Here is a 21,490-nt window from a genome sequence, read left to right on the forward strand (position 1 = left end):
GGCTTTCGAATTACGCCATCTGTTGCAGCAAGGTTTGCTTGAATTCGCCGAGCGTGTTTTGTGAAAGCAGATTGTCGCGTGAGGAAGCCTCCGCGTGCGCATGAGGCCATGAGCTCATTGCCTCGGAAATAGCCTTGCCTATCGACGCCGAGCTCAGGTCGCTCAGAATCGGTCCCAATTCGCAGCGTCTACTGAACCAGCCGATCAGGCCGTCTTCCGTTGCGATTACCGGCTTGCCGAAGCGGTAAGCCTGCACCAGTACGCCGCTCATGCCGTAATGACCTTTGTAGCCGAGCCACACCGCATCGCATGCGGAAAACAGGTCGCGCTCCATATCGTTGGAAATGAACGAGTCGAGCACCACAGGTGCGGGCTTGAGGCTGCGCACATGATTGCGCATGAAGTGCCGGGTGCTCTCATCCTGTTCGCCGGCCACGATCAGCGTCGGCGCATGCTCGAGGCGAGTCATCGCGTGAACCAGTTCGTAGATGCCCTTGCGTTCGGTGATCGCGCCGTACACCAGCAGATAACGCTCTGCGGGATCGAGGCCGAGGCGCTCGCGAGCAAGCGCCGGGTCTTCCGCGCGCTCGTCGGGAAAAGGGTCGGCCACATAGGCGACCTTTGCACTGCCTTTCGATGCATTGAGCGCCGCCCATTCGGGCAAGGTGGGATCGATGCTCAACAAGGTGCGCAGACCTGGCGTGCGGATCGCGCGCCTGAACAACTGCGCCTTGATCGCGTTGACGACTGGCCGATCGGGGGCCTTGATGCCGACCTTGTGGTGATGAAACGTGGAGCGCATCGTAATGCCGATCCATGGTGTCTTGCCGAATGGAGAACCGAGAAAAGGCAGTCCATTGAAGAAGTAGTCGGCATAGGGCACTACAACCAGCCGGATTGACTGCATGCGGCTCAGAAGCCGATAGGCGCGTTCAAAGTAGTGGTGAAAACGCCAGTACTGATTGCGTTCGCGCAAACGGTGGGTCCGGCTTTCCTCCGCATCGACGAAAGCGATCTGCTGATCGGCGCGATTGGCGGCGGTGATGCGACGCGCGAGCCGGTGATCTTCATTGGCGCATTCGGTGACGAGAATGCACGGATAGCCGGCATCCGCGCAGGCCTGCATGATCCACTCCGCGTAGCGCCAGCGGTGACCCGTCAGATTGGGCTCAACGATCAGGACAAACTCAGGTTCGATCAAGTCGGTAGGCATAAGCGGAAACGAGCGTGCAGGGTTGACGGTTTGCATGAGCGGGTCAGCCGGCAGAGACACAATAGCCCGAGCCGCGGGCTCTGCCGCGCAGTCAGATGAATAACGTTAGCACCGCCCCGCCACGGCGAAACCGTCTGATTCGCGCGTTGTGTGGGTAAACGAACTACCGCGCAAGGGCTTCGGCCGAAGCGGCCTGGTTGATGGCGGTTGACGGCGAATCTCTCGCGGTAAGGTCATGCTTACGGTTCCAGATGAGCCATTGCCAGCTTGCTGGCGCAACCTATCCAATCAGCCGCGGCGGCATCTACAGCGAGTGACAAAAAGCTGGGTGAACTGCTGAACGGCGCTGCAATTCGACGGAGAATCACTTGCGGGCAATCAGGCTTCCCGCGTTCTCGATAGCGAGCAGCTTCGGGGCGAGCGCGGCGACGTGGGTGTTATTGCAACAGTTCGCGGTGCGTGGACTGGTGGCGATCAAGTTTCTTGCGATTGGCCGCATGCTCGGACCAGAGGCAATCGGCAGCGTGAGCGTGGCTTTGCTCGCGGTCGCGATTGCCGAGGCGCTGTCCGACACGGGACTCGCGCAGGCCGTCATTCAGGGCGAGCATGCGCCTACGCGCTCGCAGCTCGGCGCGGTATGGACCACGCTCACTGCGCGCGGCGTGCTGATTTCATTGCTGCTGGTCGCGCTCGCGCCGTTGCTTTCGAGTCAGTTTCATCTCGACGGCTCGCTCGTGCTGATTCAGCTCGCGGCGGTACTGCCGCTGTTGCGCGGGTTGGCATCGCCGGCTTATTACGTGGTGCAGCGCGAGAGGCGCTTCCAGCATATTGCGGGCGTGGAAGTGGCGGCTGCCTTCGTCGATTGCGCAGCCGGACTTGCGCTCGCTTATCTCGGTGCCGGTGCGGCTTCGGTGCTGATCGGGCTCGTCGCCGGGGAAACATTGAAAAGCACGCTGACGTGGGCCACGATGAAGCCGCGGCCGCCCGTGCGCGCGGTGTGGTCGGGCATCAGCCAGTATGTCGGCTTCAGTCGATGGATCTGGGCGAGCAGCGTAATCAACCTGCTGCTGAACCAGTTCGACAAGGTGGTGGTCGGCAAATTGCTCGGCCCGACGCAACTCGGCGGCTATCAGATGTCGTCGCGCCTCGCGCAGATGCTGCTCGCCGATGCCGCAATCGCAATGTCGCAATACCTCTTTCCGACTTTTGCCGCGCATCATCGCCGTAGCGCACAGGCGGCTTCCAGGTTGATCAAGGTCTATCTGCTCGTGGCCGCGATCGGACTTGCTGCTTTTGTCGAAGTGCTGCGGCTGATTGCGCAACCGCTGTTCTCACTGATTCTGGGCGCGGCCTGGCTGCCCGCGGTGCCGCTCTTCAGGATACTTGTGATCAATATGGCAATCGGGGCGTTGATTGCGGTGCTCGTGTCGTATCTGCGCGCAATCGGCGACGCCAGGGCGACCGTGCATGCGTCCGCGATTCAGGTAGTAGTGCTGCTCGTCAGCGCGCCGCTCGCGGTTCGCTGGTGGGGCGTGACAGGTATCGCATGGTCGATGACGCTGGGCCTCGGCTGCGCCGCGGCGTGGATGCTCTATAGAACCTTGACGGCAAGGACGGCATGATGCGTGTCTTCCATCTCGTGCTGGCGCCGCGTTTGTCCGGTGCCGAAGTGCTCGCAAAAGACCTCGCGCTCGATCAGTGCGCCGAAGGAATGGCTGTGTGCGTGGCATCGCTGTTGCCCGCGCATGCCGATTTCGCCGCGCTCGCCGACGAATTGCATGAGCACGGCGTGCAGTGCTGGTTCCCGAAACAGCGGCATCACACACTGGGCAAGCTGTGGAATCTGTTTGTCGCCGTGCGGCGGTTTCGCCCCGACGTCATCTTCGCGCATGCCACGATTCCGTCGTTTTATGCGCGGGCGTTGCCGCTTGGCGCGCCGGTGGTCTATGTGATGCATTCGGCGACCAACGACTTCGAGCGCCCGCTTTTCAGGCGCGTCGAACATCTTCTGTCGGGGCGCGCGAGTGTGGTGATCGGCGTATCGCAGCAAGGCGTGAGGGACTACATAGAGGCAATCGGCGTGCATCCGTCCATGACGGTCGTGCCGAATGGCGTCGACCTCGCGCGCTTCGCATTCACTGACGGCGGCCAACGTGCGAGCAGCGTGCCGCAGATCGTGCAGATTGGCCGATACGCGTCGGTGAAGAATCAACTGCTCACGGTGCAGGCTTTCAGCGAGGTACTCACGCACGTCGGAGACGCGCAACTCGTACTGTACGGCGTGGTGGAAGACCCTGACTATCAGCGCGCGGTCGTTGCGCTTGCAACGGAACTGAACATTGCAGAGCGCGTCCTGGTGGCCGGTCCGCGCAGCGACGTCGCGACGGTGCTATCGGAATCGAACGTATTTGTCATGCCGTCGCGCTCGGAAGGACACAGTGTGGCATTTCTCGAGGCGTTGGCATCCGGTGTGCCGATTGTCGCGAGCCGCATACCGGCGTTCGCATTTGCCAATGGCTTTCCAGGCGTGCAACTGGTCGATACTGACAATTCGGGCCGCTACGCCGAGGCCATCGTCACGGCGCTGAGCCAGCAGCGTGTGCAAAGATCGCTTGCCGGGCTCACGCTCAGAGACACGGCCGAGCGATATCGCGCGATTGCGCGGCAGGTGTGCCCGGCGGTATCGGCACGTTAGACGCTATATACCGCGAGATCAATGATGAGCGTTGACGTCGCGTGTATCCGGCGCTGGTTCCGGCTCGCGCGCTACCGCTTCCGCAGTTGCAAGCGCCGACTCCTGCATTGCGAGCGTGACGAGATGCCGTGCTTCTTTGCTGCTTGAATCTATCTCGAGCGCGCTGCTCGCGTTGCGTGCTACACAATCCCAACGCGCAATGCTGCCGCAGCCTCGTGCGAGGCTCAGCAGTGCCTCGCGCTGCTGTTCGCGCGTGTTGACGACCGCGCGCAGGTTCTGTGCTTCACGGCTTTGTGGTTGCACGGCCATCGCCGCGGCGAGGCGCGTCTTCGTCGCGAACAAGTTGTTGTTCTGAAGACTCGCGCGCGCGGCACGCAGGTGCCGCGACAGATCGGCCCGCGCTTTTTCTTCCGCGGTCAGCGGTGCCGCCGCGCCGGGGTTGCGCTTTGCTTGCGCCGACACGGTTGCGGCGTTCGAGGAAGCAGGCGCTGCGGCGGAGCTGGAGGATATAGCCGAAACAGCGCGCCGAGCGGCCAATGGCGACGATGCCGGTTGTGTGGACGCGGATGTCGTCGACGATGTCGGTGGCGTAGATGTCTGCTCACGCGGAGCCGCGGCCGCGGCGACGACCGTGGACCGCACCGGCGATGCAGTTGCGGGACGCATTGTAGCTATCGCCGGCGGCACCATGTTTTGCTGCTTGATTGCGCCCGACACACCGACAGGCTCGCTTTCCGCATCACTGTCGCCGTTGTGTATGAAGCCCATATACACCGTCGACGCCACGACCAGCGCGGACGCGGCCAACGCAAGCGGCACGCGCAGGCGTTGATGAGCACTCTGGACGACCAGCGGCTCTTCGATGGTCGCATACGGGTTTGCCAACTCACGCGAGGGGCTCCACATTCTTCGAGCCCGCACGCGGCGTGCACGCAAGGGGCGAGCGTCGTTGAGCCGCACCGTCAAGGTCGGCACCATCGCCCCAAACGAAGGGACGCTGCGAGCACGACATGAAGGGCATGGCATCGTGCGGGTGCCGAGCGGCGCTCCGCACGATTCGCATTCCAAACTATTGTTGTGGTCTGTATTCATGTTGTTGTTTGATCGCGAGGTTGCAGAGGCGGTGAGTCAACTTGCGTCAGCCGGCGTGCGGGCCGCCGCAAGTCACGCTTGCGGTGCTCGGCTATTGTGCGACAACGTAGCCGCGCGCCTGCATGCATGCACCGTAGGCGGCCCAATAGCGTGTCATGGGCGGCTCCGGCGCAGGCAGCGGCGGCAGCGCGGCGGTGCCGGGCTGCGAAGCTCCGGGTGCGCTTGCAATCGTAGCCGGCTCAGAGGCAGCCTTTTCCGCGATTGCCGCGGAGGCCGGCGCTGCGGCAGATGCCGCGTGCCCGGCCCTCGCGGTTGCAGTTGGCGTGTCGCTTGCCGGAGCGGCAGGCGTCGCAGAGGCGGCATTGCCCGCAGTGGCAGTGCCTGGTTTCACTGCGGAAGCTGAACTGGGCGCGGCCGGCGCCATGCCGTCGGGGAGCGCGGGACCACCCGGCGCATGAGAGAAAGTGCTGGGAGGCAAAGGCGGACGGGAAGGCGCACCAGTCGACGACGTTTTGGTTCCGGCGGGTTTGGGCGGTGGCGTTTGAGGTTCGCGTGCGATGTTGATCTTGGTCTGCTTGTTCGCAGTCGCGTAGCACATCGCACTGTCGATGCTGCGTTGATACGCGCTTTGACTTCGAACCGGGTAGACCAGCGGCTGCCACGCGAAGGCCGCATTGCTAACTGCCATCAAGGTCATCAGGGTGTAGGTTTTGTATCCCATCGCAGTCGCTCCCGCAGCGATGTTGAGCCGTTCGCCGGCAATTATGCTTCGCGGTGCTTTCTGGTTGCTTCCATCTTGCCGCCAAAAAACGGCGGCTGGCTGCCGCGAAGACTGCTCTCCTCAGACTACCACTCGGGCGCACGAAATCAGTGCGTTGTATAACGCGCGAAAACGCCATCGTGCAGTCCAATCAGGCCATGTGGCGTCGACGTTGGCACGTAATCGTGATGCTTGCATTACACAGGTCTTGACGCAAAGGGTGCTTGGCGCAGTGGATAGCGCTTGTATCCATGGCGGAAAACGGCGTGCGCGGCGCGCTATGGCGCGTCCCCAATTGGCTTATCCGCCGACGAATACATGCCTTACGTTTTCGCCGCCGTCGCGAGACAGGTGTTGCGCAGAGCCGCAGATTTGCGAAAACGCTGGCCTCTTCAGCTGGAGTACGGTCGGAATCGCTACTTATCGCCTTCGACCACCGCTTCGTTGCACTTATGAAACGTTTATAATTCCTCCGCCAGCGCGCCAAGTAAGTAATACCTGTGGCGTTCGGGTCGCAATGAGCTTCAGCAAGATTTCCATGTCGGCGCCTTCGGGACGCCGCGCAGTATGGTAAGAACCGCGCTGATCGACAGATCGGGGTTTTCTTGCCGCCCGCTTGATGTCTGCCGCCAGTTTGCGTCGCGCGTGACAGACGGTATCCCGGAACCAGGATCATTGACAGATGACGGAAAGAATACTGGCTTTCATTAGCAGTTAGTCATCCTGATGATTGGAAGCACAACGAAAGACAAGCGGTTCTCGTAGTTCTGTTTCGAAAGGAGCGCGGAACACATTGCCGCGCTGGTCTTCGCTTGCCCCGCGTTTGACATCTTCTAACGGACCTCGTTGCGTCCGGGGGCACCCTTTTGCTTTTTCATCCGACAACATAAAAGACGGCCGGGCATCGTCCAATGCCGCTCATTCTCGGGGATAACTTTTTTCGCAAAGACAGGGACAATGGTTAGATATTCGAGGTTGATGGGGATTGCCGCCACAACGGCTCTGGCATCCTTCGGCGTGCAAAATGCACAGGCGCAGGCCAGCACGATCACGGTCGCGGGGCAGCAATACAAGTTGTGCGCGCAGGAGAACGGCAAGTGCTCGTTTCTTGGCACGGCTTCCGTAGTATTCGGAGCGGTGCCGCCGAATGCCCCGTCGACGATGCTGACGAGTCCCGCCACGTTCAACAACGGTGTCGGCTGCTATATGGGCGCCGTTTCGCAGACGGATCCGGCGTTCGGTTACGACAAGGCGTGCTGGATGCGCGCGGTAGCGGCGCCTGCACCTGCGCCAGCGCCTGCACCCGCACCCGCACCCGCACCCGCACCCGCACCCGCACCTGCACCTGCACCTGCACCTGCACCTGCACCCGCGCCTGCGCCTGCGCCCACGCCCACGCCCACGCCCACGCCCACGCCCACGCCAACCCCGACGCCTACACCGTCTCCTTCCCCGTCCGCTACCCCGTCCGCTACCCCCAGCGCCGCCATTTCCTGCGCCGCGCCGACGCAAATCGCGGGCGGCACAGCCAATGGCGTCATCAGCGCCGACACGCCGAGCAACGATGGTCTGCGCGTGTTCCCGAACAACACCGCGTTCAAGATTGCCATCACGACGAACGCGCCGGGCGCCGACACCGTCGTCTGGTCCGTGGCGGACTCGAATGGAGCGATCAAAACGCAGGGCAGCTTCGCGGTGAAATCGGGCCTACAGACGAGTACGCTGTCGTGCAAGTCGACGTGGGCTGGCTACGGCGCGCTGACCGCGACATTGCGCTCCGCCGGTGGCACGCTGCCGAGAAGCGGTACGCGGCCAACGGGCATCGCAACCTTCGGCGTGCTGCCCGACCTGAGCCCGGCGCTCGGCACGGTGACCTATGCGCATCAGGACCAGCATCGCTTTGGCATGCAGGGATTCAACGGCAATATCGCGGCGCTGCGCGCGCTCGGCATTTCGTGGACGATCGACGACCGCCAGGTGTCTGCGATGGAGCCGAACGGTCCCTACAGCTACACCCCGAGCGTGAACGATCTTGATCCGTTCTACAAGGCCAATCCGGATCAGATGCGCATTGTGCGTCTCGACGGCCTGCCCGCCTGGGATTCGAAGACGGGGCAGTTCAACGACAGCTATTACGCGCCGTCGAACTTGACGGAATTCAAGGACTTCATGGCGAGAGTCGGAACCGATACGAGCGTGATTCGTGGTGCTAACTATCCCAACCAGCAGAAGAACTATTATCAGGTGACGTGGGAGCCGAGCCTCGGCTGGGCGGACAGCGACGCGAATTTCGTCGCGATGTACAAGGCCGCTTACGAAGGCATTCACTCGACGGATCCGAACGCGATCGTGATGGGCACCGGCAACCCGTTCGCGGCGAATTGCGACACCTGCACGACGGGCTATCTGAAGAAGTTCGGCGCACTAGGTCTGTGGAATTACATCGACGCCGTGTCGACGCATGGCTACTGGAATGCCGGCACCTATCCCGCGCATCCGCCGGAATTGCAGGACGCCGATCCCGATCCGGCGAACCAGGCGAATGCGCTCGACAATCAGATGACGCAACTACGTTCGGTGATGCAGGCAGGCAAGCCCAACATGAAGCTGTTCTTCACGGAAGCGGGCACGAGCTACGATCCCGGACTCAGTTATGGTCCGACGGTTCCGTCGCAGAACCAGTTGTTTGCTCACGCGGCAGTCGGCGTGCGCGCGCACATCATCGTGCTTGGCGGCGGCGCACAGGTCACCACGCTGTTCTATGGCCCCGACTATCCCGGCGAAGTTGGATATGGGTCGTTCTTCGATCTGAACAACGCGCAAGGAGCGTTTGGTGCGTCAAACCTCTCGCCGAAGCCAGAGGCGATGGCTTTCGCGACGATGACACGCGTGCTCGACGGCACCAATACGCTTGGCCGCGTAAAGGGCACACCATCCGGTACGTTTGCGTATGCGTTCCAGCAACTCGGCAACGGCAAGGTCGTGACGGCCGCGTGGACGCATAGCAACGCGCAATGGCCGACGAGCGGCGGCGTGTACAGCCAGACCTACTCGACGAGCTACACGCTCCAGGTCGACGGCGCGGGCACGTCGGGGAATGTGACGAAAATCGATGGATACGGCAACGTCAGTACGATTGCGTACAGCAACGGCGCTGTCACGCTGACGCTCACCGAGGTCCCTCAGTACATCGTGTCAAACAACGCCACGGTGGCGAAGAACAATTCCACCGTTCCACTGGGCTACACGGGACAGTAACTTTCACCTAAGCACCTGCCGGTATCCTGTGGCGTCAACTGCGCTCGCAGATACCGGCCCAATGTTGTGTTCTTCATTGCTTCAGTGCAGCGCACGCGAGCATCTGATCGCCGATCGGGTTCTCGCGTGCCTTCAGCGCTTCTCCTGCGCCCTGAATATCGCGCGCGTCCTTGTTCTGGCCGAGTTTGCGTTTGCCGACGAGCCGGGTAATGCCAATCTCCACGCCGACAATTGCTTTGAGCATCGCTTCAATGTACTCAGCCGGCGCGTCCCCCATTTTCCAAGGCTGCGGCAGAGCGGCTTCGTGCGTGCGCGTGAGGCGTGCCACTACACCGCGCACATATTTCTCGTCGTCGCGAATCGTGATGCGCCCATGCGCATGCGCCACGACGTAATTCCATGTCGGTACCTGCCTGTGCGATTCGTGTTTGCTGGGATACCAGGTCGGCGAAATGTATGCGTCGCCGGCATGAAAGACCACGAGCACTTCGTCGCCATTCGCGACGTCCTGCCAAACCGGGTTGTTTCGCGCCACATGCGCATGCAGCACGCCAAGCTCGCCTTCGTTGGGTGCGAGTTCAAAAGGAATGTGATTCGCGTCGAGTCCGCTCGCGCCATGTGTAATCAGCGTGCCGAACGGGTTCTGCGCGATAAGCGCATGTAGGACGTCTGTGCGAGCTTCGTTGAAATGGGCCGGTACGTACATGAATGCTCCAATGGGTTTCTGCCTGCAGTGTGCGCCGGAATTGGTTTATTCTGTAGAGCCAGTTCCGATCACTTTTATTGGGCCAGAATTATGGCGCGAGCCGCGCGCGTATTGGACATCCCCGCGCTTGGCTGGTACTTGGATTCGGCGGGTTCAGTCGTGCACAAATGGAGGCGGCGGCGCGGCGTCTTGCTCGAGTGATTAGTGACGCCATGCACTCAGGCATAAAGCCGCGGCGCAAAAAGACGGAACTCGTATGGCTGGCAAAAAAAATGGCCTCCCGCTGTAACGCAGCGGGAGGCCAGATTCGAATGCAAATGCGGGTATTCGCCGGATCAGGTGTCCGCGTGGCTCGACGTAAATGTGGTGAATGCACCGTACGGCGGATTCAGTGCAGTACCGTTCGTCATAATGCCAAACGTGTTGTTGCCGCTATCGAGCACGTAGTACATGACGGACTGGATGTTGTGCGTCTTGCGTGCCGCATAGAACGAGCCGAGTTGCGACGTGATGTAATTCGCCCGATACGTCTGCGTCTGTTCCGGGCCGGTATTCCATTCCGTAATAAAGAACGGCACGCCGTATCTGGCCTTGCAATAGGTAGGCAGGTCGATGCCGGGACCCGCGCCGTCCGTGCCGATGTCGAAAATGTTGCCATACACTTCGTAGTTGTGCCACGTCGTGATGTCCCAGCGCACCTTCGGGTAACCACCGCTGCCGTCGGGCTGCATGCCGTCCCACAGCGCGTCGGACGCGCCGACATCGGCGACGCAGAAGTTGATCCCGCATTTCGCGCCGGGCTGAGCCGCCTTCACGCCGTCGATCATGCCGCGCATCGCGCCACGCATGATCGGCCAGTTTGCATTGTTGAAGTCGAGTGCCTTGGTGCCCGCGTTGGTCGAATCGATAATGATCGCCCGGTCGCGCGTCAACTCGTTGCCGCATTCATAGAACGTCACGCCGTAAGGTTTCAGCGTATTGGCGATTGTGAAGGCCGGCCCATAACAGGCGTTGTAGGCGGCGGACTCGCCCGCCAGTAGATTGCCGCTGCTGTCGCGAAGACCCAGGTTCACCAGCACGAGCAGCGTCATGCCAGCCGATTGGAATGCCTGCGCAAGCTTGACCACGGCATTGAGTTGAGCAGGGTCGGCTGAGCAGCCGACACGGTAGCTCGTGCAACCGAGACCCTTCAGGATCGAGACGACCTGCGAGGGCGTGTACGTGTAGTCGAAGTGTCCGTTTATGCCGAAGAAGCTGCCAGCGCTTGCCGCGACGGGCGTGCGCGGATCGCTGCACGGCAGCCATTGTGCGGAGACCTCTGCATTGGCATAGAACTGTCCGCTCGTATTGCGGCAATAGATCTTGCCGCCGTACCAGAGCACCAGCGTCACGTCGTAGTTGATACCCACCACAGCGCCGTTTCGCGAGATGACGCCATTGGTGAGCGTCCAAACGGCGCCCGTCTTGTCGATGATGCTGGAGGCGGAAGGCATGGTGGTGCCGTCCGGCGAAGTGGTGCCGAGGCGTGGATCGCTCGAAGCCTGCCACGTCGATCCAGTCCACTGGTAGAACTGGCCGCTCGTGTTCTCAACGTAGATGTTGCCGTTGAAACACAGCGCGAGAACCACGTTGTAGTTGTTGCCGGCCTTCGCACCGTTGCGATAGGCGACGCCGCCAGAAAGCGTCCAGGTCGCGCCCGCGCCGTCGATCAGGGACGTTGCCGGGGGCATCGCCGTACCGTTCGCAGAAGCAGTCTTTGCGTTTGCGGTGGTCTTCTGGGCCCCTGAAATGGAAGTCGTCGCGCTTGACTCTTCCGTGCCGCCGCCGCCGCCGCATGCGCTCAACACCACACTGCCGCCCAGCGCTGTCAGTGCACCAATAAATTGTCGTCTTTTCAACATTGTGAATTATTCCGCTATCGAGAAAATCCCCGAATAAAGTCCAGGATGTGGGTTCTTATGTGGGTTATTGATTTTGCGAAACCAGAAAACGTTATTTTTTATTGGCACTACTGATGGTCCAGGAAATCCGAGTGCTGTTCGGGCGTTTAAGCTGGGTGTTGCAGAAACGGTCAATGCCGCTGAATCGAACAAGCCAATTCGACAAGCACGCGCGGGCGGTCAACGCTCGAGCCGACGCTTGCGTCAAGGGCTTGGTCAACAGTGGAATCAACTGACTCGGTTGCCGGGACCGGATGACCTCCAGGCCCCGCAAACGTTTGTTCGAGGAAGCGCGCTACTACGTAAATATTGCGGGCTGGCACTCGGAACGGGGTAGATCTTACCCGCTAGATGCGCTGCGCCAAATGAAAATTAGTGATTTTCCGCCAGAAAGCAAGATCGTTTCCGATCAACGCTCGAACGCCGAAGGAATCGCACTATCTCCTTATGGTATGGGAGTGTACCGCCCGCATTTTTTTCACTTTGACCCCAAGAAACACGGGTCATTTTTTCCGCTTTCGCGCAATCGGTTTGAAGGCGGCGGGTGTTCGTCACGGCTCCCGGAGTGTCGCCTCAACGGTCAACACTTTCGGACATTGCGGCGACTGGAGTTGGCCAAGATTGGCGCGTTTTCAGGTGATTTCGGCCATACGCGGCCGTTTCCTGCGTGCTAAGCTGGACTGAAGAATGCAGGTTCCAAATCACTCGATATTCGCCGAGCGCGGTTATCACGACGAGTACTCACCGCGTCGGAATAACGCTTCAGCTCGTTGTTCCGCAGGTGCGGTCTGACCGGAGATTGTCGAATGTCGCAGATTATTCAAGAGGCCCGTGGCGTGCATGGAAATAACGAAGCAAAAGGGGTGCGCCCACGCGTGCTGATGTGTCCTTTCACCAATCCCACGAACCGCTATATAGAGATTCAAAAAGATCTGTACAGGTCGGTCGGCTACGATGTTGCACCACTGTCGATCAAGGGCTTGCTCAACGGTGGCTTTGCCGACCTCTTCAAGCCTGAGAATGTACTCGTGTTCCATTGGCTCGAGTACCGGCCATTCAGCCGACAGAAAGGCACCGCGCGACTGAGCGTAATCGGCTCGTTGATTTTCGCCTTCTATTGCGCGCTGATTCTGATCGGGCGCGCCAAGGTGGTGTACTTCGTGCACGATCAGGCGGTGCACGACACCGTTGGGTTCAACAGGCGCCTGTCGATGCGCATCATCGCGTTCGTGCGGCGTATTGCAGACTTTCGCGTGGTGCACGCGCCGGATTTTCAGGAGCCATTCCGCGCACAGTACTTGCCTCATCCGTTGTATTGGGATGCGCCGGGGCATCCGCCGCGCCATGAAAAAGCGGAAAGATCGGCGCCGCTGTATACGATGCTCGGCGTAATTCGCCCGTATAAGCAGATCGATGCAGTACTCGATCTTTGGCCGGCCGATTGCAAGTTACATATAGCGGGACACGGCACCGACGCTTATCTGGCCACGCTGAACGAGATCATCAATAGAAGATCGCTGCGAGACGTGGTGCGCCTCGAATCCAGGTTTCTCACCGACGCAGAGTTCGCGCAAAGCATCGCGGACAGCGACGTGCTGATCCTCCCGCACGCGGCCGACTCCATGCTGGTGAGCGGCGCCTTTTTCGAGGCTATTGGACTAGTACCGGTACTGATTGCCCGCTCCACACCCTTCATGAAGTGGGCAGCGAGAAAGTTCAATAATGTGATTCTTTTCGATGACGTCAGCGAACTCCCCGCAATACTCCAATCGGTCAACAAGTCCTGGCATGCGGTTGCCAACAATGCGAGCCATCGCAAGGCGCTCGACGAGTTCGGCTGGAAAGCCTGCTGCCGGCATTACGGAACGTTCCTCGAGACTGTCGGGGGGCACGCGAACGCAGTTGAAAAACCAGTGACCGAGTGAGCGAGCTTATGAGCAGGCGCTCGCCGCTGGTTCGGTAACTCGAATTCGCTCGCGAGAGGCCAGAACTGTTGGCGGCAAGCTCTGCTTTGTCACTCAGCGCTGGGTGGCATCCTGGTGGCATAGATGTCCACGTAATTCTGTGGATTGTCGCGCCACTGGGTAATTGTGTTCCGCAAGCGCGCCGTGATGGCTGTCATTGACTCCGTCACGCCTTGCTTTCCCGCATTGGCGTCGGTCTCTTCGATCCGGCCGTGAGTAAAATGGGTTTCGAGAAACTGCAGCACGACATTGGGATCGCCGCCTAGCCGCGCCATATGATACGGCGACCATTCCACAAGGATCGCATCGGCTTTTGCAAGCGTATTCCTGCCGCCCGCAATGACGTAGGGCTCCGCACCTTGGGTGTCGATTTTGACGAAGACTGGCCCATCCAATTGAAGTGAAAGATCGTCCAGCCTCATGCAGCGCACCTCGATGACCTTGCGCCCCAGCTCATTCTGCTTTGCCGGAAGACGGGTTTCAACGTGAAGGCGATGATCACCCAGGTTGCCGTCGGCAATTTCAAAGGGCAACACTTCTTCGCGTTCGTGGAGTGCGAGCTGGAAAGTTTCTATATTGGATGACGGGCAGTTTTCAGCGATGTTGCGCTGCAGGTTCCGGTAATTGACCGGCTCGGGCTCGAACGCGTAACACTTCACGCGCTCGTTGTACTGTGCGATCGGAATGGTCGTCATGCCGATGTTCGCACCGATGTCGAGATAGGTCCCGGCAGAATCGCCAAAGAACTTGGTGAGCTTGTCTGCCAGTTCGGGTGCCCAGCGCCCGGTTTCGGCATATTTCCGCAGGATGCTCAGATCATTCGAGCTGCTAACCATCGTGCCGTACTGCCCCTCTGCCGAGAACCGCACCACGTTGAGCTTGCGCGAAAGACTGGAGAGATAAAGATAGCCATACTCCCTTGCAAGCGAGCTATCTTCGAGAAGCGACTTCGCCATGGCATGCCGGAGCCTCAGCGGAAGCATCGAGGTTACGGCGCCTGTTGCGGAGAGTATGAGTTTCTTCATGGGAAAGAGCATACCGCAGCGCTGTTTCACGGCGTGCGTCACGTCTCCGCGCTTTCGGCAAAGGCATCAACGAAATCGGCCACTCTTTGCGGAGCGCCATTGTTAAGCTTGCTTTGAAAGAGGTCGTCGTCTTTGCAGGTCGATCAAATACTTCGGCTCTGGCCACAACAGCGCCGACGCTAACCGCAACGGCTACCTAATACCGCGTGACATCAGTGTCCTGAACAGCATCTGATGGTCGAACGGCTTCTGGCAGCGCGGATAGTGACGGTAGGGATCGTCGACCGCGTCTGTGCCGTAGCCGGTGGCAAAGATGAAGCGGATGTGCCGCGACGCCAGCGCGTCCGCGACGGAGTAGGACTTCTCACCGTTCAGATCGACATCGAGAATGGCCGCGTCGATGTGTTCGTGACGCCCGGGGCTTTGATTGCGTGCTGTCGACGGGCCTCGCCGCCGGGGTATGTTGTCTGAACTGGTGTTGCCGCAGGCACAGTCTGCCGGCGACGGCTTCACTCGACCGACTGTTGCGGCCGGTATCAATTGCCGCTTTTATGACTATGGCGAGTTGCTCCGTAAGACTGACGCACGACGCCTGCTTGCCCGGCATGGGGGAACTCGCGAACGGATGGTTATCACGGTATCTTACCCCTCTGAGGCCAGGCATCCAATTCTGGACTGCGGCGCAACTGTTGTCCGCGCAGCTCCTCCCACAAGACGTTTCACAGCTCTTGATTGTGACATTCAGAGCCGGGCTTCGATTGCTGTTCTTCATGCAAGGCAGAAGCGTTCTTCCCGATCTTCTCGCGATTATTACGGACGTCGAACGTGTGTGCGTTTGATTGGTGCCTAAGGGACAACACCGTGGTCCCGTTTGCAGGGCTACCGGACCAGGCCGCGTCCGCCTACGATGATTTCGTACGGCGTGTTGCCGCTAACGACACTGCTCGAGCGCAAGTGTTAATCCGGAGAAGACAATGACTCAACGCATCAACTACATTCAGCAGTCGCCCGAGTTGTTCAAGAAGTTGCTGGACCTTAGCAATCAACTGAAAGAGAGTGCAATTGAAGAATCGATCCGTGACCTCGTGTCGATCCGCGCGTCGCAGATCAACGGCTGTGCCTTTTGCGTCGATATGCACGTGAAGGAAGCACGCATACACGGCGAGCGCGAGCTGCGTCTGCATCATGTCGCGATCTGGCGCGAGTCGACACTGTTCGCGCCGCGCGAGCGCGCTGCACTCGCGTGGACGGAAGCGTTGACGAAGCTTGCCGGGCACGGTGTAGCCGACGACATCTACGAACGTGTGCGTACGCAGTTCTCCGAGAAAGAACTGTCCGATCTCACATACGAGGTGATGGCCATCAATGCCTGGAACCGCGCGAACGTCGCATTCAGGACTGTTCCGGGTTCGGCGGACAAGGCATTCGGCCTCGACAAGGCGAATCTTTCCTGAATCGTCGAGTTCTGCTGTTCTTCTTCAGGCTTCGTCCCGCGCGTGCGGGACGCGTTATTGGAGGCACATCATGTTCAGACTGAAGACCGCCGTAATCGCCACGCTCGTCGTCGCAAGCGGGCTTACGGGCGCGGCGCGCGCGGCGGCGCCCGAAGCCATCGTGACCCCGCTGACGACGAGGCCGCTTGACGATTATCCCGGCAAGGAAGCGTTGATGATCAGCGTGACCTATCCACCCGGTGCTGTCGATCCCGTGCATCGGCATCACGCACATGCGTTCGTCTATGTGCTTGAGGGATCCATCGTGATGCAGGTGAAGGGCGGCAAGGAAGTGACTCTGACGCCCGGGCAGACCTTCTATGAAGGTCCGAACGATGTGCACACGGTCGGGCGGAACGCGAGCCAGACCCGACCCGCGAAGTTCATCGTGCTCCTTTTGAAGGACAAGGGTGCGCCCGTTCTCGTGCCCGAGAAGTAAGCGCGTTGATGCCGCGACGCTTTTGACTCTGATGCACAAACGAACGACGCTAATCGCAATGCACCGTCCGCAAACAACATTGAGGTGATATCGCTTTTGAGGCGCACCACTGCCTCGAATGCAGCGTGCTACGATTTAACCAATACCTTTGGTTCTATCGCACGCTCATGCGCAAACTCGCTTATTTGCTGCTGTCGATCACGCTCGGCGCGCCGCTGCCTGCGCTCGCGCTTGGAGGCGGGAACCCGGACTACGATCAGTGCATTCTGAATTCGTTGGCAAACAGCCAGAGCAGCTATGCGGCACGTGTGATCACTAACTCGTGCTATGCACTGTACCGGAATAGCGCGCTACTTTTGCCGCGCGAAAAGTCGTACCACGTATGTGTCCTGCAAAACGTTCAGAGTGTGCGAGGGGTATTTGCAGTCAACGAGATATTGCACGCCTGCCGTCGGCAGAATCCAATGTGAAAACGGACGTCGGCCCGCGACGTTGCGAAATCCCGGGCATCCAGCGGATCTTTCGCTAGCTGATGGTTGAACGGGGGTTACCGCGGAAGTGTCGACTCGTCGCATTCAGCGAGCCGGTTTACCAATGCGCCGCTATCGCGGTAGCAAGCCGGCCGCGCGATAGCTCTCGATTAATGCGTCATAGAGCGAGACATCCGAGCGGCTCCTCGCAATCAGCTGAGCGCCGGCGACGGCAGCGAAGATGGCGCGAGCCCGCGGTCCGCTTTCTGCGGAATCGACCACGCGCGCAGCAGACAGCACCTTACTCAGCCACGCCACATTCACATCTGCAAACCTCTGGACCTCTTTCATCACCGCTTCGGGCAGGTCATCACTTTCGGCAGACATGAAGCTGCAAAGGCACATGCGATTTCCATTCTGCAGCGCCTCGCGGAACGTATCTGGATACCGGTGCAGGCAGCTCAGCGGATCCGACGATTCCGCCAACAGTGCATCCAGCGCAGCCGCTGAATCTTCCCAATACCGCTTCGCAACCGCAGCGCCGAGATCGGCCTTGCTCGGGAAGTGGTGGTAGATGCTTGCCGCCTTGATGCCGACAATCTCCGCGAGATCGCGGAAATTCAGGCCGCTATATCCGTGCGCCTGCGCTACCCGCCGAGCGGCCGCCAGAATGTTCTCCCGCGAATTCGAGCTGACTTCGTTCCCCACTGTTGCCGCCTCATAGCGAAAAAGGACTCTTGACGCCAGGCATTATACCTCCTATCGTAAACCTACCAAGTGGCAGGTAGGGTCAAAGGATGTGGCCGTCGGCTTGTCCGTTCAACGCACTTCAAACGAAGAGGGAAGCAATGGATTTCACGAACTTGAACACCACCAGCATAGGTCCGATGACGATTTACGACTTTCCGACAGGGCCTTATCCGACGCGGGTGCGTATTGCGCTGGCCGAAAAGAATCTACAGTCGCGGGTCCAGTTCGTGATGGTCGACCTTTATAAAGGGGAGCACAAAAAGCCGGACTTCATTGCCCGGAAAAACTACTCGGGCACACTGCCGGTGCTGGAACTCGACAACGGGACCGTCATCGCCGAGTGCACGGCCATTACCGAGTATCTCGACGCGCTTGACGGCGCGCCCACGCTCACTGGCGTGAGCCCGCTGGAAAAAGGCTTGATCCACATGATGAACAGGCGCGCCGAAATCGAGTTGCTCGACGCGATCAGCGTCTATTTCCATCACGGCACGCCGGGGTTGGGGCCGGATGTCGAGATCTATCAGAACGCCGAGTGGGGATTCCGTCAGCGCGACAAAGCCCTCAGGGGTATGCACTACTTCAACGACGTTCTGCAAAGACAGCCGTTTGTCGCCGGAGAAGCCTTTTCGATGGCGGACATCACGGTCATCGGCGGGCTAGTGTTTGCGGCAATTGTGAAGCTACCGGTACCTGTTGAATGCCGGGCGCTTCTGGCGTGGTACGCGAGGATGCAGGAGCGCCCGAGCGTGAACAGCCAGCCCGCGTTCTCGGCGCTGGCCGTGACGTCTGGTTGACTCAACCTGTGTCAAAGAGCCTTGCCGGATTGAGCAGCGGTGCTTTGCGCTAACCTGGCCGCCTAGCCATGTAGAACATCGCCAAACTACGGACTCCTGCCCATATTGGAGAACAGCCTGTTGGCGCCGTCTCACGCACCCGTCGCGCTCGCCTGCTCGTCGCGCGCATATTGCGTGGGCGGCCGTCCTACATGTCGCGTGAACGCGACGCTGAACGTACTGGCGGAGCTGTAGCCGACGCGCTGCGCAATCTCGGCAACGCGGCCCCCGTTGCGACGCAGCAGGTCTTTCGCGAGCGCCATGCGCCAGGTGAGCAGATATCCCATCGGTGCAACGCCAACCGCGCGGCTGAAACGTTCGAAAAACGTCGAGCGGGAAAGCGCCGCTTCCTTCGCAAGCTCGGCGACCGTCCACGCGTGCATCGGCCGTTCGTGCATGACGCGGATCGCGGCCGCGAGGCGGCCATCGGCCAGGCCGCGCACCAGACCCGGCGACGCGTTCGTCCCGGTCGCGGATCTCAGCGCTTCTATCAGCAGCACTTCGAGTAGTCGCGACAGCACGACCTCGCGCGCGGGCCGCTGCTCGCGCCATTCTTCGCGTACGAGGTCCACGAGCGTGGCCAGTCGCGGTTCTCCGCGGACATGCACGAACTGCGGCAGCAGCGACACCAGCAGCGCCGCGTCCGGCGAACCGAAGCTGCAGTGGCCCGCCATCATGCGCGAGTCGACCAGGTTGTCCGACCCGCCGATTTTAAATTCGCCGTTGCCAAGCGCTATGGGCATTGACGTCTCGCCACCCGCCGGCGGCGCGAGGCTCGCTATGGACACGCCATGCGCTGCGGGAACCAGCAGGAAGTCCCCTGACAGCAACTCGATGGGCTCGTGCCCGTCGATCGTGATGCGGCATCCGCCGTCGAGAACCACGCAGTAAAGCGGCTGGCCGGTATCCGAGCGGCGGATGCGCCATGGGCTTGCACCGAGAACGAGTTTGGAATAACGCGCACTCGGCTGCAGCAGCGTGACGACCTCGGCCAATGGATCGATCATTGCCGGACTCCTGCAAATGAAATTCGGATTGTCGATTGTAGTCAGTGCAGACGCTGCAATCTATCGTAGGGGCGTGCACAAACCACCCAAACAGGAGTTTCCATGCCGACCGTACTGATCACCGGCTGCTCTTCGGGCTTCGGCCTTGAGATAGCCCGCTATTTTCTGGCCCGCGACTGGAATGTCGTCGCGACGATGCGCACACCGCGCGCCGACGTGCTGCCGCCTTCGGCCCGCCTGCGCGTGCTGGCGCTCGACGTCACGGATAGCGAGAGCATCCGCCACGCGATCGAGGACGCGGGCCCGCTCGATGTCCTCGTCAACAACGCCGGCTTCGGCGTCGCCGCCCCGTCCGAGCTGACCCCGCTCGCCGCGGTGCGCGAGGTCTTCGAGACCAACACGTTCGGCACGATCGCGTTGACGCAGGCGGTGCTGCCGCAGTTCCGGCAGCGCAGGGCCGGCGTCGTCGTGAACGTCACGTCGAGCGTGACGCTGAAGGCGCTGCCCCTCGTTGCCGCGTACAGCGCGAGCAAGGCGGCCGTTAATGCGTACACCGAATCGACCGCCGCAGAGCTGGCGCCGTTCGGCGTGCGAGTGTGCCTCGTGCTGCCGGGCCGTTCGCCGGAAAGCCGTTTCCGCGACAACGCACGGAGGCACGGGCTCGAGCACGAGGCTTATGCCGATCTCGTCCAGGAGGTGCTCGCGAGATTCGCGGATACGGCTTCGCCGATCACCCACGCGCAGGACGTCGCCCTGGCCGTATGGCGCGCGGCAACTGACCCGTCGTCGCCGATGCGCATCCCGGCCGGCGCCGACGCCGAAGCATGGGCGGCAGAAGCCGGGCGCCTACGCTGACGATCCAAGGGCGCGATGATCGCTTCATGCCGATGGACATCAGGCCGTCAACGACCCATCGATCGACGCCCGAAGCCGTCCCAGTAGCCACTTCTTGAAAATCTTGAGCTTCGGATTGAGGTCCCCCTTGCTGTAAAGGAGGTGATACCCATGATGAATGCAAACTGTGTGCGGGATCGCCTGCACCAGCCGAGCGTCTTTGAAATCCTCCTGAAACAGGAAGAGGGGCACCAGTCCGAAGCCGAGGCCTGACATGGCGGCTTCGCGCATCATCAGCATCTGCAGGAAACGCGGCGATTTGCCGAGGCTCGGCATCTGCAGCCCGTAGTGTTCGAAATAATTTTTCCACGGCTCTTCTCGAGCGCCGGCTACGCTCAGCAAGGGAGCCGTGAGGAGGTCGGCGGGTTCATGTACGTTGGCCTGCTCTTTCAGGCGCGGCGAGCACACCACGCCTGCCACGGTGGTCTCGAGCAGGGTGGTCGAATCGAAGCCCGGCCACGGGGGCGAGCCATAACGGATGCGCGCATGAACGGGCGCGTCGTGGTCGAGTTCCTTGAGTTCCTCTGCCAGCACGTCCACCTGTATGTCCGGGTACCTGGCGCGAAAGTCGCCGATGTTCCGCACCAGCCAAAGCGTGAACCCCACATTCACGGAGAGGACCAGCGTGGACTGAGCCGCGCTTTCTTTCAACCGGCTGCCGGCCTCGGCAATCAGGTTCAGGCCCGCCGTGATCTGCTCGTGATAAGCCCTGCCGACGGGTGTCAGGCTAATCCAGCGGCCATTGCGTTCGAACAGGCGGACTTCGAGTTGCTCCTCGAGCGTCTGGATCATGCGACTGACGGCGCCCTGGGTCACATGTAGCTCGGCGGCCGCCGCTGTAAAGCTTTGCAGACGGGCCGAGACCTCGAAATACCTGACGGCGGTCAGGGAAGGAAGGCGCTTCATTTCAGACGATCTTGCATGAGTTGAACTCATTCTAACGCCAAA

At 60.5% G+C, this 21,490-nt stretch carries 19 protein-coding genes; 9 read left to right on the plus strand and 10 right to left on the minus strand.

Going from position 1 to position 21,490, the window contains the following annotated elements; translation table 11 throughout:
- Positions 1-10 precede the first annotated feature (10 nt).
- Entirely contained in the window at positions 11-1,213 is a 1,203-nt protein-coding gene (locus A3AC_RS0120540) for a glycosyltransferase (protein WP_025601105.1), read from the minus strand.
- A gap of 368 nt (positions 1,214-1,581) precedes the next feature.
- Here A3AC_RS0120540 and A3AC_RS0120545 point away from each other — a divergent pair, with 368 nt between their 5' ends.
- Together A3AC_RS0120545 and A3AC_RS0120550 are read left to right on the plus strand one after the other, a co-directional pair.
- Positions 1,582-2,835, plus strand: a complete 1,254-nt coding sequence (locus A3AC_RS0120545) for an oligosaccharide flippase family protein (RefSeq protein WP_025601106.1) — start codon at positions 1,582-1,584, stop codon at positions 2,833-2,835.
- Positions 2,835-3,908, plus strand: coding sequence for a glycosyltransferase family 4 protein (locus A3AC_RS0120550; RefSeq protein WP_025601107.1), 1,074 nt, complete (start codon positions 2,835-2,837; stop codon positions 3,906-3,908). The genes A3AC_RS0120545 and A3AC_RS0120550 overlap by 1 nt, the downstream gene beginning before the upstream one ends.
- A gap of 18 nt (positions 3,909-3,926) precedes the next feature.
- Here the strand turns inward: A3AC_RS0120550 and A3AC_RS0120555 are convergent, their stop codons facing one another.
- Together A3AC_RS0120555 and A3AC_RS31095 are read right to left on the minus strand one after the other, a co-directional pair.
- A complete protein-coding gene (locus tag A3AC_RS0120555; RefSeq protein WP_232231973.1) occupies positions 3,927-4,814 on the minus strand; it encodes a hypothetical protein in 888 nt (295 codons plus the stop codon).
- A gap of 277 nt (positions 4,815-5,091) precedes the next feature.
- Positions 5,092-5,721 (minus strand): hypothetical protein, encoded by a 630-nt coding sequence (locus A3AC_RS31095; RefSeq protein WP_084515529.1) that lies wholly within the window; start codon positions 5,719-5,721, stop codon positions 5,092-5,094.
- Positions 5,722-6,717: 996 nt separating this feature from the next.
- On the opposite strand from A3AC_RS31095, the gene A3AC_RS0120565 reads away from it, so the two are divergent.
- On the plus strand, positions 6,718-9,018 hold the full coding sequence (locus A3AC_RS0120565; RefSeq protein WP_025601110.1) for a hypothetical protein: 2,301 nt from the start codon (positions 6,718-6,720) through the stop codon (positions 9,016-9,018).
- 73 nt (positions 9,019-9,091) lie between these two features.
- Here A3AC_RS0120565 and A3AC_RS0120570 read toward each other — a convergent pair whose 3' ends face one another.
- Complete coding sequence (locus tag A3AC_RS0120570) at positions 9,092-9,724, minus strand: FMN-binding negative transcriptional regulator (RefSeq protein ID WP_025601111.1); 633 nt, start codon at positions 9,722-9,724, stop codon at positions 9,092-9,094.
- A gap of 335 nt (positions 9,725-10,059) precedes the next feature.
- Positions 10,060-11,625: a hypothetical protein gene (locus A3AC_RS0120575; RefSeq protein WP_025601112.1), complete on the minus strand. Its 1,566-nt coding sequence runs from the start codon at positions 11,623-11,625 to the stop codon at positions 10,060-10,062.
- Positions 11,626-12,434: 809 nt separating this feature from the next.
- On the opposite strand from A3AC_RS0120575, the gene A3AC_RS0120585 reads away from it, so the two are divergent.
- Entirely contained in the window at positions 12,435-13,589 is a 1,155-nt protein-coding gene (locus tag A3AC_RS0120585) for a hypothetical protein (RefSeq protein ID WP_232231974.1), read from the plus strand.
- A gap of 89 nt (positions 13,590-13,678) precedes the next feature.
- On the opposite strand, the gene A3AC_RS0120590 is transcribed toward A3AC_RS0120585, so the two are convergent.
- Both A3AC_RS0120590 and A3AC_RS29415 read right to left on the minus strand, forming a co-directional pair.
- Positions 13,679-14,653: an FkbM family methyltransferase gene (locus A3AC_RS0120590; protein ID WP_232231975.1), complete on the minus strand. Its 975-nt coding sequence runs from the start codon at positions 14,651-14,653 to the stop codon at positions 13,679-13,681.
- A 192-nt stretch (positions 14,654-14,845) separates the two neighbouring features.
- On the minus strand, positions 14,846-15,166 hold the full coding sequence (locus tag A3AC_RS29415; protein WP_025601115.1) for a hypothetical protein: 321 nt from the start codon (positions 15,164-15,166) through the stop codon (positions 14,846-14,848).
- Positions 15,167-15,627: 461 nt separating this feature from the next.
- Between A3AC_RS29415 and A3AC_RS0120605 the strand changes: the two genes are divergently transcribed.
- The 3 genes from A3AC_RS0120605 to A3AC_RS31240 all read left to right on the plus strand — a co-directional run bounded on the left by A3AC_RS0120605 (position 15,628) and on the right by A3AC_RS31240 (position 17,055).
- Entirely contained in the window at positions 15,628-16,107 is a 480-nt protein-coding gene (locus A3AC_RS0120605) for a carboxymuconolactone decarboxylase family protein (RefSeq protein WP_025601117.1), read from the plus strand.
- Between the two features lie 70 nt (positions 16,108-16,177).
- On the plus strand, positions 16,178-16,585 hold the full coding sequence (locus tag A3AC_RS0120610) for a cupin domain-containing protein (RefSeq protein ID WP_025601118.1): 408 nt from the start codon (positions 16,178-16,180) through the stop codon (positions 16,583-16,585).
- 167 nt (positions 16,586-16,752) lie between these two features.
- A complete protein-coding gene (locus A3AC_RS31240) occupies positions 16,753-17,055 on the plus strand; it encodes a VF_A0006 family four-cysteine protein (RefSeq protein ID WP_025601119.1) in 303 nt (100 codons plus the stop codon).
- A gap of 132 nt (positions 17,056-17,187) precedes the next feature.
- Here A3AC_RS31240 and A3AC_RS0120620 read toward each other — a convergent pair whose 3' ends face one another.
- The gene (locus tag A3AC_RS0120620) at positions 17,188-17,763 is read right to left on the minus strand and encodes a TetR/AcrR family transcriptional regulator (protein WP_025601120.1); all 576 of its coding nucleotides are present in this window, start codon (positions 17,761-17,763) and stop codon (positions 17,188-17,190) included.
- Between the two features lie 179 nt (positions 17,764-17,942).
- Between A3AC_RS0120620 and A3AC_RS0120625 the strand changes: the two genes are divergently transcribed.
- Entirely contained in the window at positions 17,943-18,602 is a 660-nt protein-coding gene (locus A3AC_RS0120625; RefSeq protein WP_025601121.1) for a glutathione S-transferase, read from the plus strand.
- A 131-nt stretch (positions 18,603-18,733) separates the two neighbouring features.
- On the opposite strand, the gene A3AC_RS0120630 is transcribed toward A3AC_RS0120625, so the two are convergent.
- Positions 18,734-19,648, minus strand: coding sequence for an AraC family transcriptional regulator (locus A3AC_RS0120630; protein ID WP_025601122.1), 915 nt, complete (start codon positions 19,646-19,648; stop codon positions 18,734-18,736).
- Between the two features lie 102 nt (positions 19,649-19,750).
- Between A3AC_RS0120630 and A3AC_RS0120635 the strand changes: the two genes are divergently transcribed.
- Positions 19,751-20,503, plus strand: coding sequence for an SDR family oxidoreductase (locus A3AC_RS0120635; protein WP_025601123.1), 753 nt, complete (start codon positions 19,751-19,753; stop codon positions 20,501-20,503).
- A gap of 39 nt (positions 20,504-20,542) precedes the next feature.
- Here A3AC_RS0120635 and A3AC_RS0120640 read toward each other — a convergent pair whose 3' ends face one another.
- Positions 20,543-21,448 (minus strand): LysR substrate-binding domain-containing protein, encoded by a 906-nt coding sequence (locus A3AC_RS0120640; RefSeq protein WP_025601124.1) that lies wholly within the window; start codon positions 21,446-21,448, stop codon positions 20,543-20,545.
- Between the last annotated feature and the right edge of the window lie 42 nt (positions 21,449-21,490).

It is taken from the genome of Burkholderia sp. WSM2230 (assembly GCF_000472445.1).
Classification (GTDB): domain Bacteria; phylum Pseudomonadota; class Gammaproteobacteria; order Burkholderiales; family Burkholderiaceae; genus Paraburkholderia.

Bases quoted from the DNA above. Each gene is read 5' to 3' on its own strand.
- A3AC_RS0120550 (WP_025601107.1), top strand. From the start codon at position 2,835: ATGCGTGTCTTCCATCTCGTGCTGGCGCCGCGTTTGTCCGGTGCCGAA.
- A3AC_RS0120610 (WP_025601118.1), top strand. From the start codon at position 16,178: ATGTTCAGACTGAAGACCGCCGTAATCGCCACGCTCGTCGTCGCAAGC.
- A3AC_RS0120605 (WP_025601117.1), top strand. From the start codon at position 15,628: ATGACTCAACGCATCAACTACATTCAGCAGTCGCCCGAGTTGTTCAAG.
- A3AC_RS31240 (WP_025601119.1), top strand. From the start codon at position 16,753: ATGCGCAAACTCGCTTATTTGCTGCTGTCGATCACGCTCGGCGCGCCG.
- A3AC_RS0120565 (WP_025601110.1), top strand. From the start codon at position 6,718: ATGGTTAGATATTCGAGGTTGATGGGGATTGCCGCCACAACGGCTCTG.
- A3AC_RS0120630 (WP_025601122.1), bottom strand. From the start codon at position 19,648: ATGATCGATCCATTGGCCGAGGTCGTCACGCTGCTGCAGCCGAGTGCG.
- A3AC_RS0120540 (WP_025601105.1), bottom strand. From the start codon at position 1,213: ATGCCTACCGACTTGATCGAACCTGAGTTTGTCCTGATCGTTGAGCCC.
- A3AC_RS0120575 (WP_025601112.1), bottom strand. From the start codon at position 11,625: ATGTTGAAAAGACGACAATTTATTGGTGCACTGACAGCGCTGGGCGGC.
- A3AC_RS0120555 (WP_232231973.1), bottom strand. From the start codon at position 4,814: ATGTGGAGCCCCTCGCGTGAGTTGGCAAACCCGTATGCGACCATCGAA.
- A3AC_RS0120625 (WP_025601121.1), top strand. From the start codon at position 17,943: ATGACGATTTACGACTTTCCGACAGGGCCTTATCCGACGCGGGTGCGT.
- A3AC_RS0120640 (WP_025601124.1), bottom strand. From the start codon at position 21,448: ATGAAGCGCCTTCCTTCCCTGACCGCCGTCAGGTATTTCGAGGTCTCG.
- A3AC_RS0120590 (WP_232231975.1), bottom strand. From the start codon at position 14,653: ATGAAGAAACTCATACTCTCCGCAACAGGCGCCGTAACCTCGATGCTT.
- A3AC_RS0120635 (WP_025601123.1), top strand. From the start codon at position 19,751: ATGCCGACCGTACTGATCACCGGCTGCTCTTCGGGCTTCGGCCTTGAG.
- A3AC_RS31095 (WP_084515529.1), bottom strand. From the start codon at position 5,721: ATGGGATACAAAACCTACACCCTGATGACCTTGATGGCAGTTAGCAAT.
- A3AC_RS0120570 (WP_025601111.1), bottom strand. From the start codon at position 9,724: ATGTACGTACCGGCCCATTTCAACGAAGCTCGCACAGACGTCCTACAT.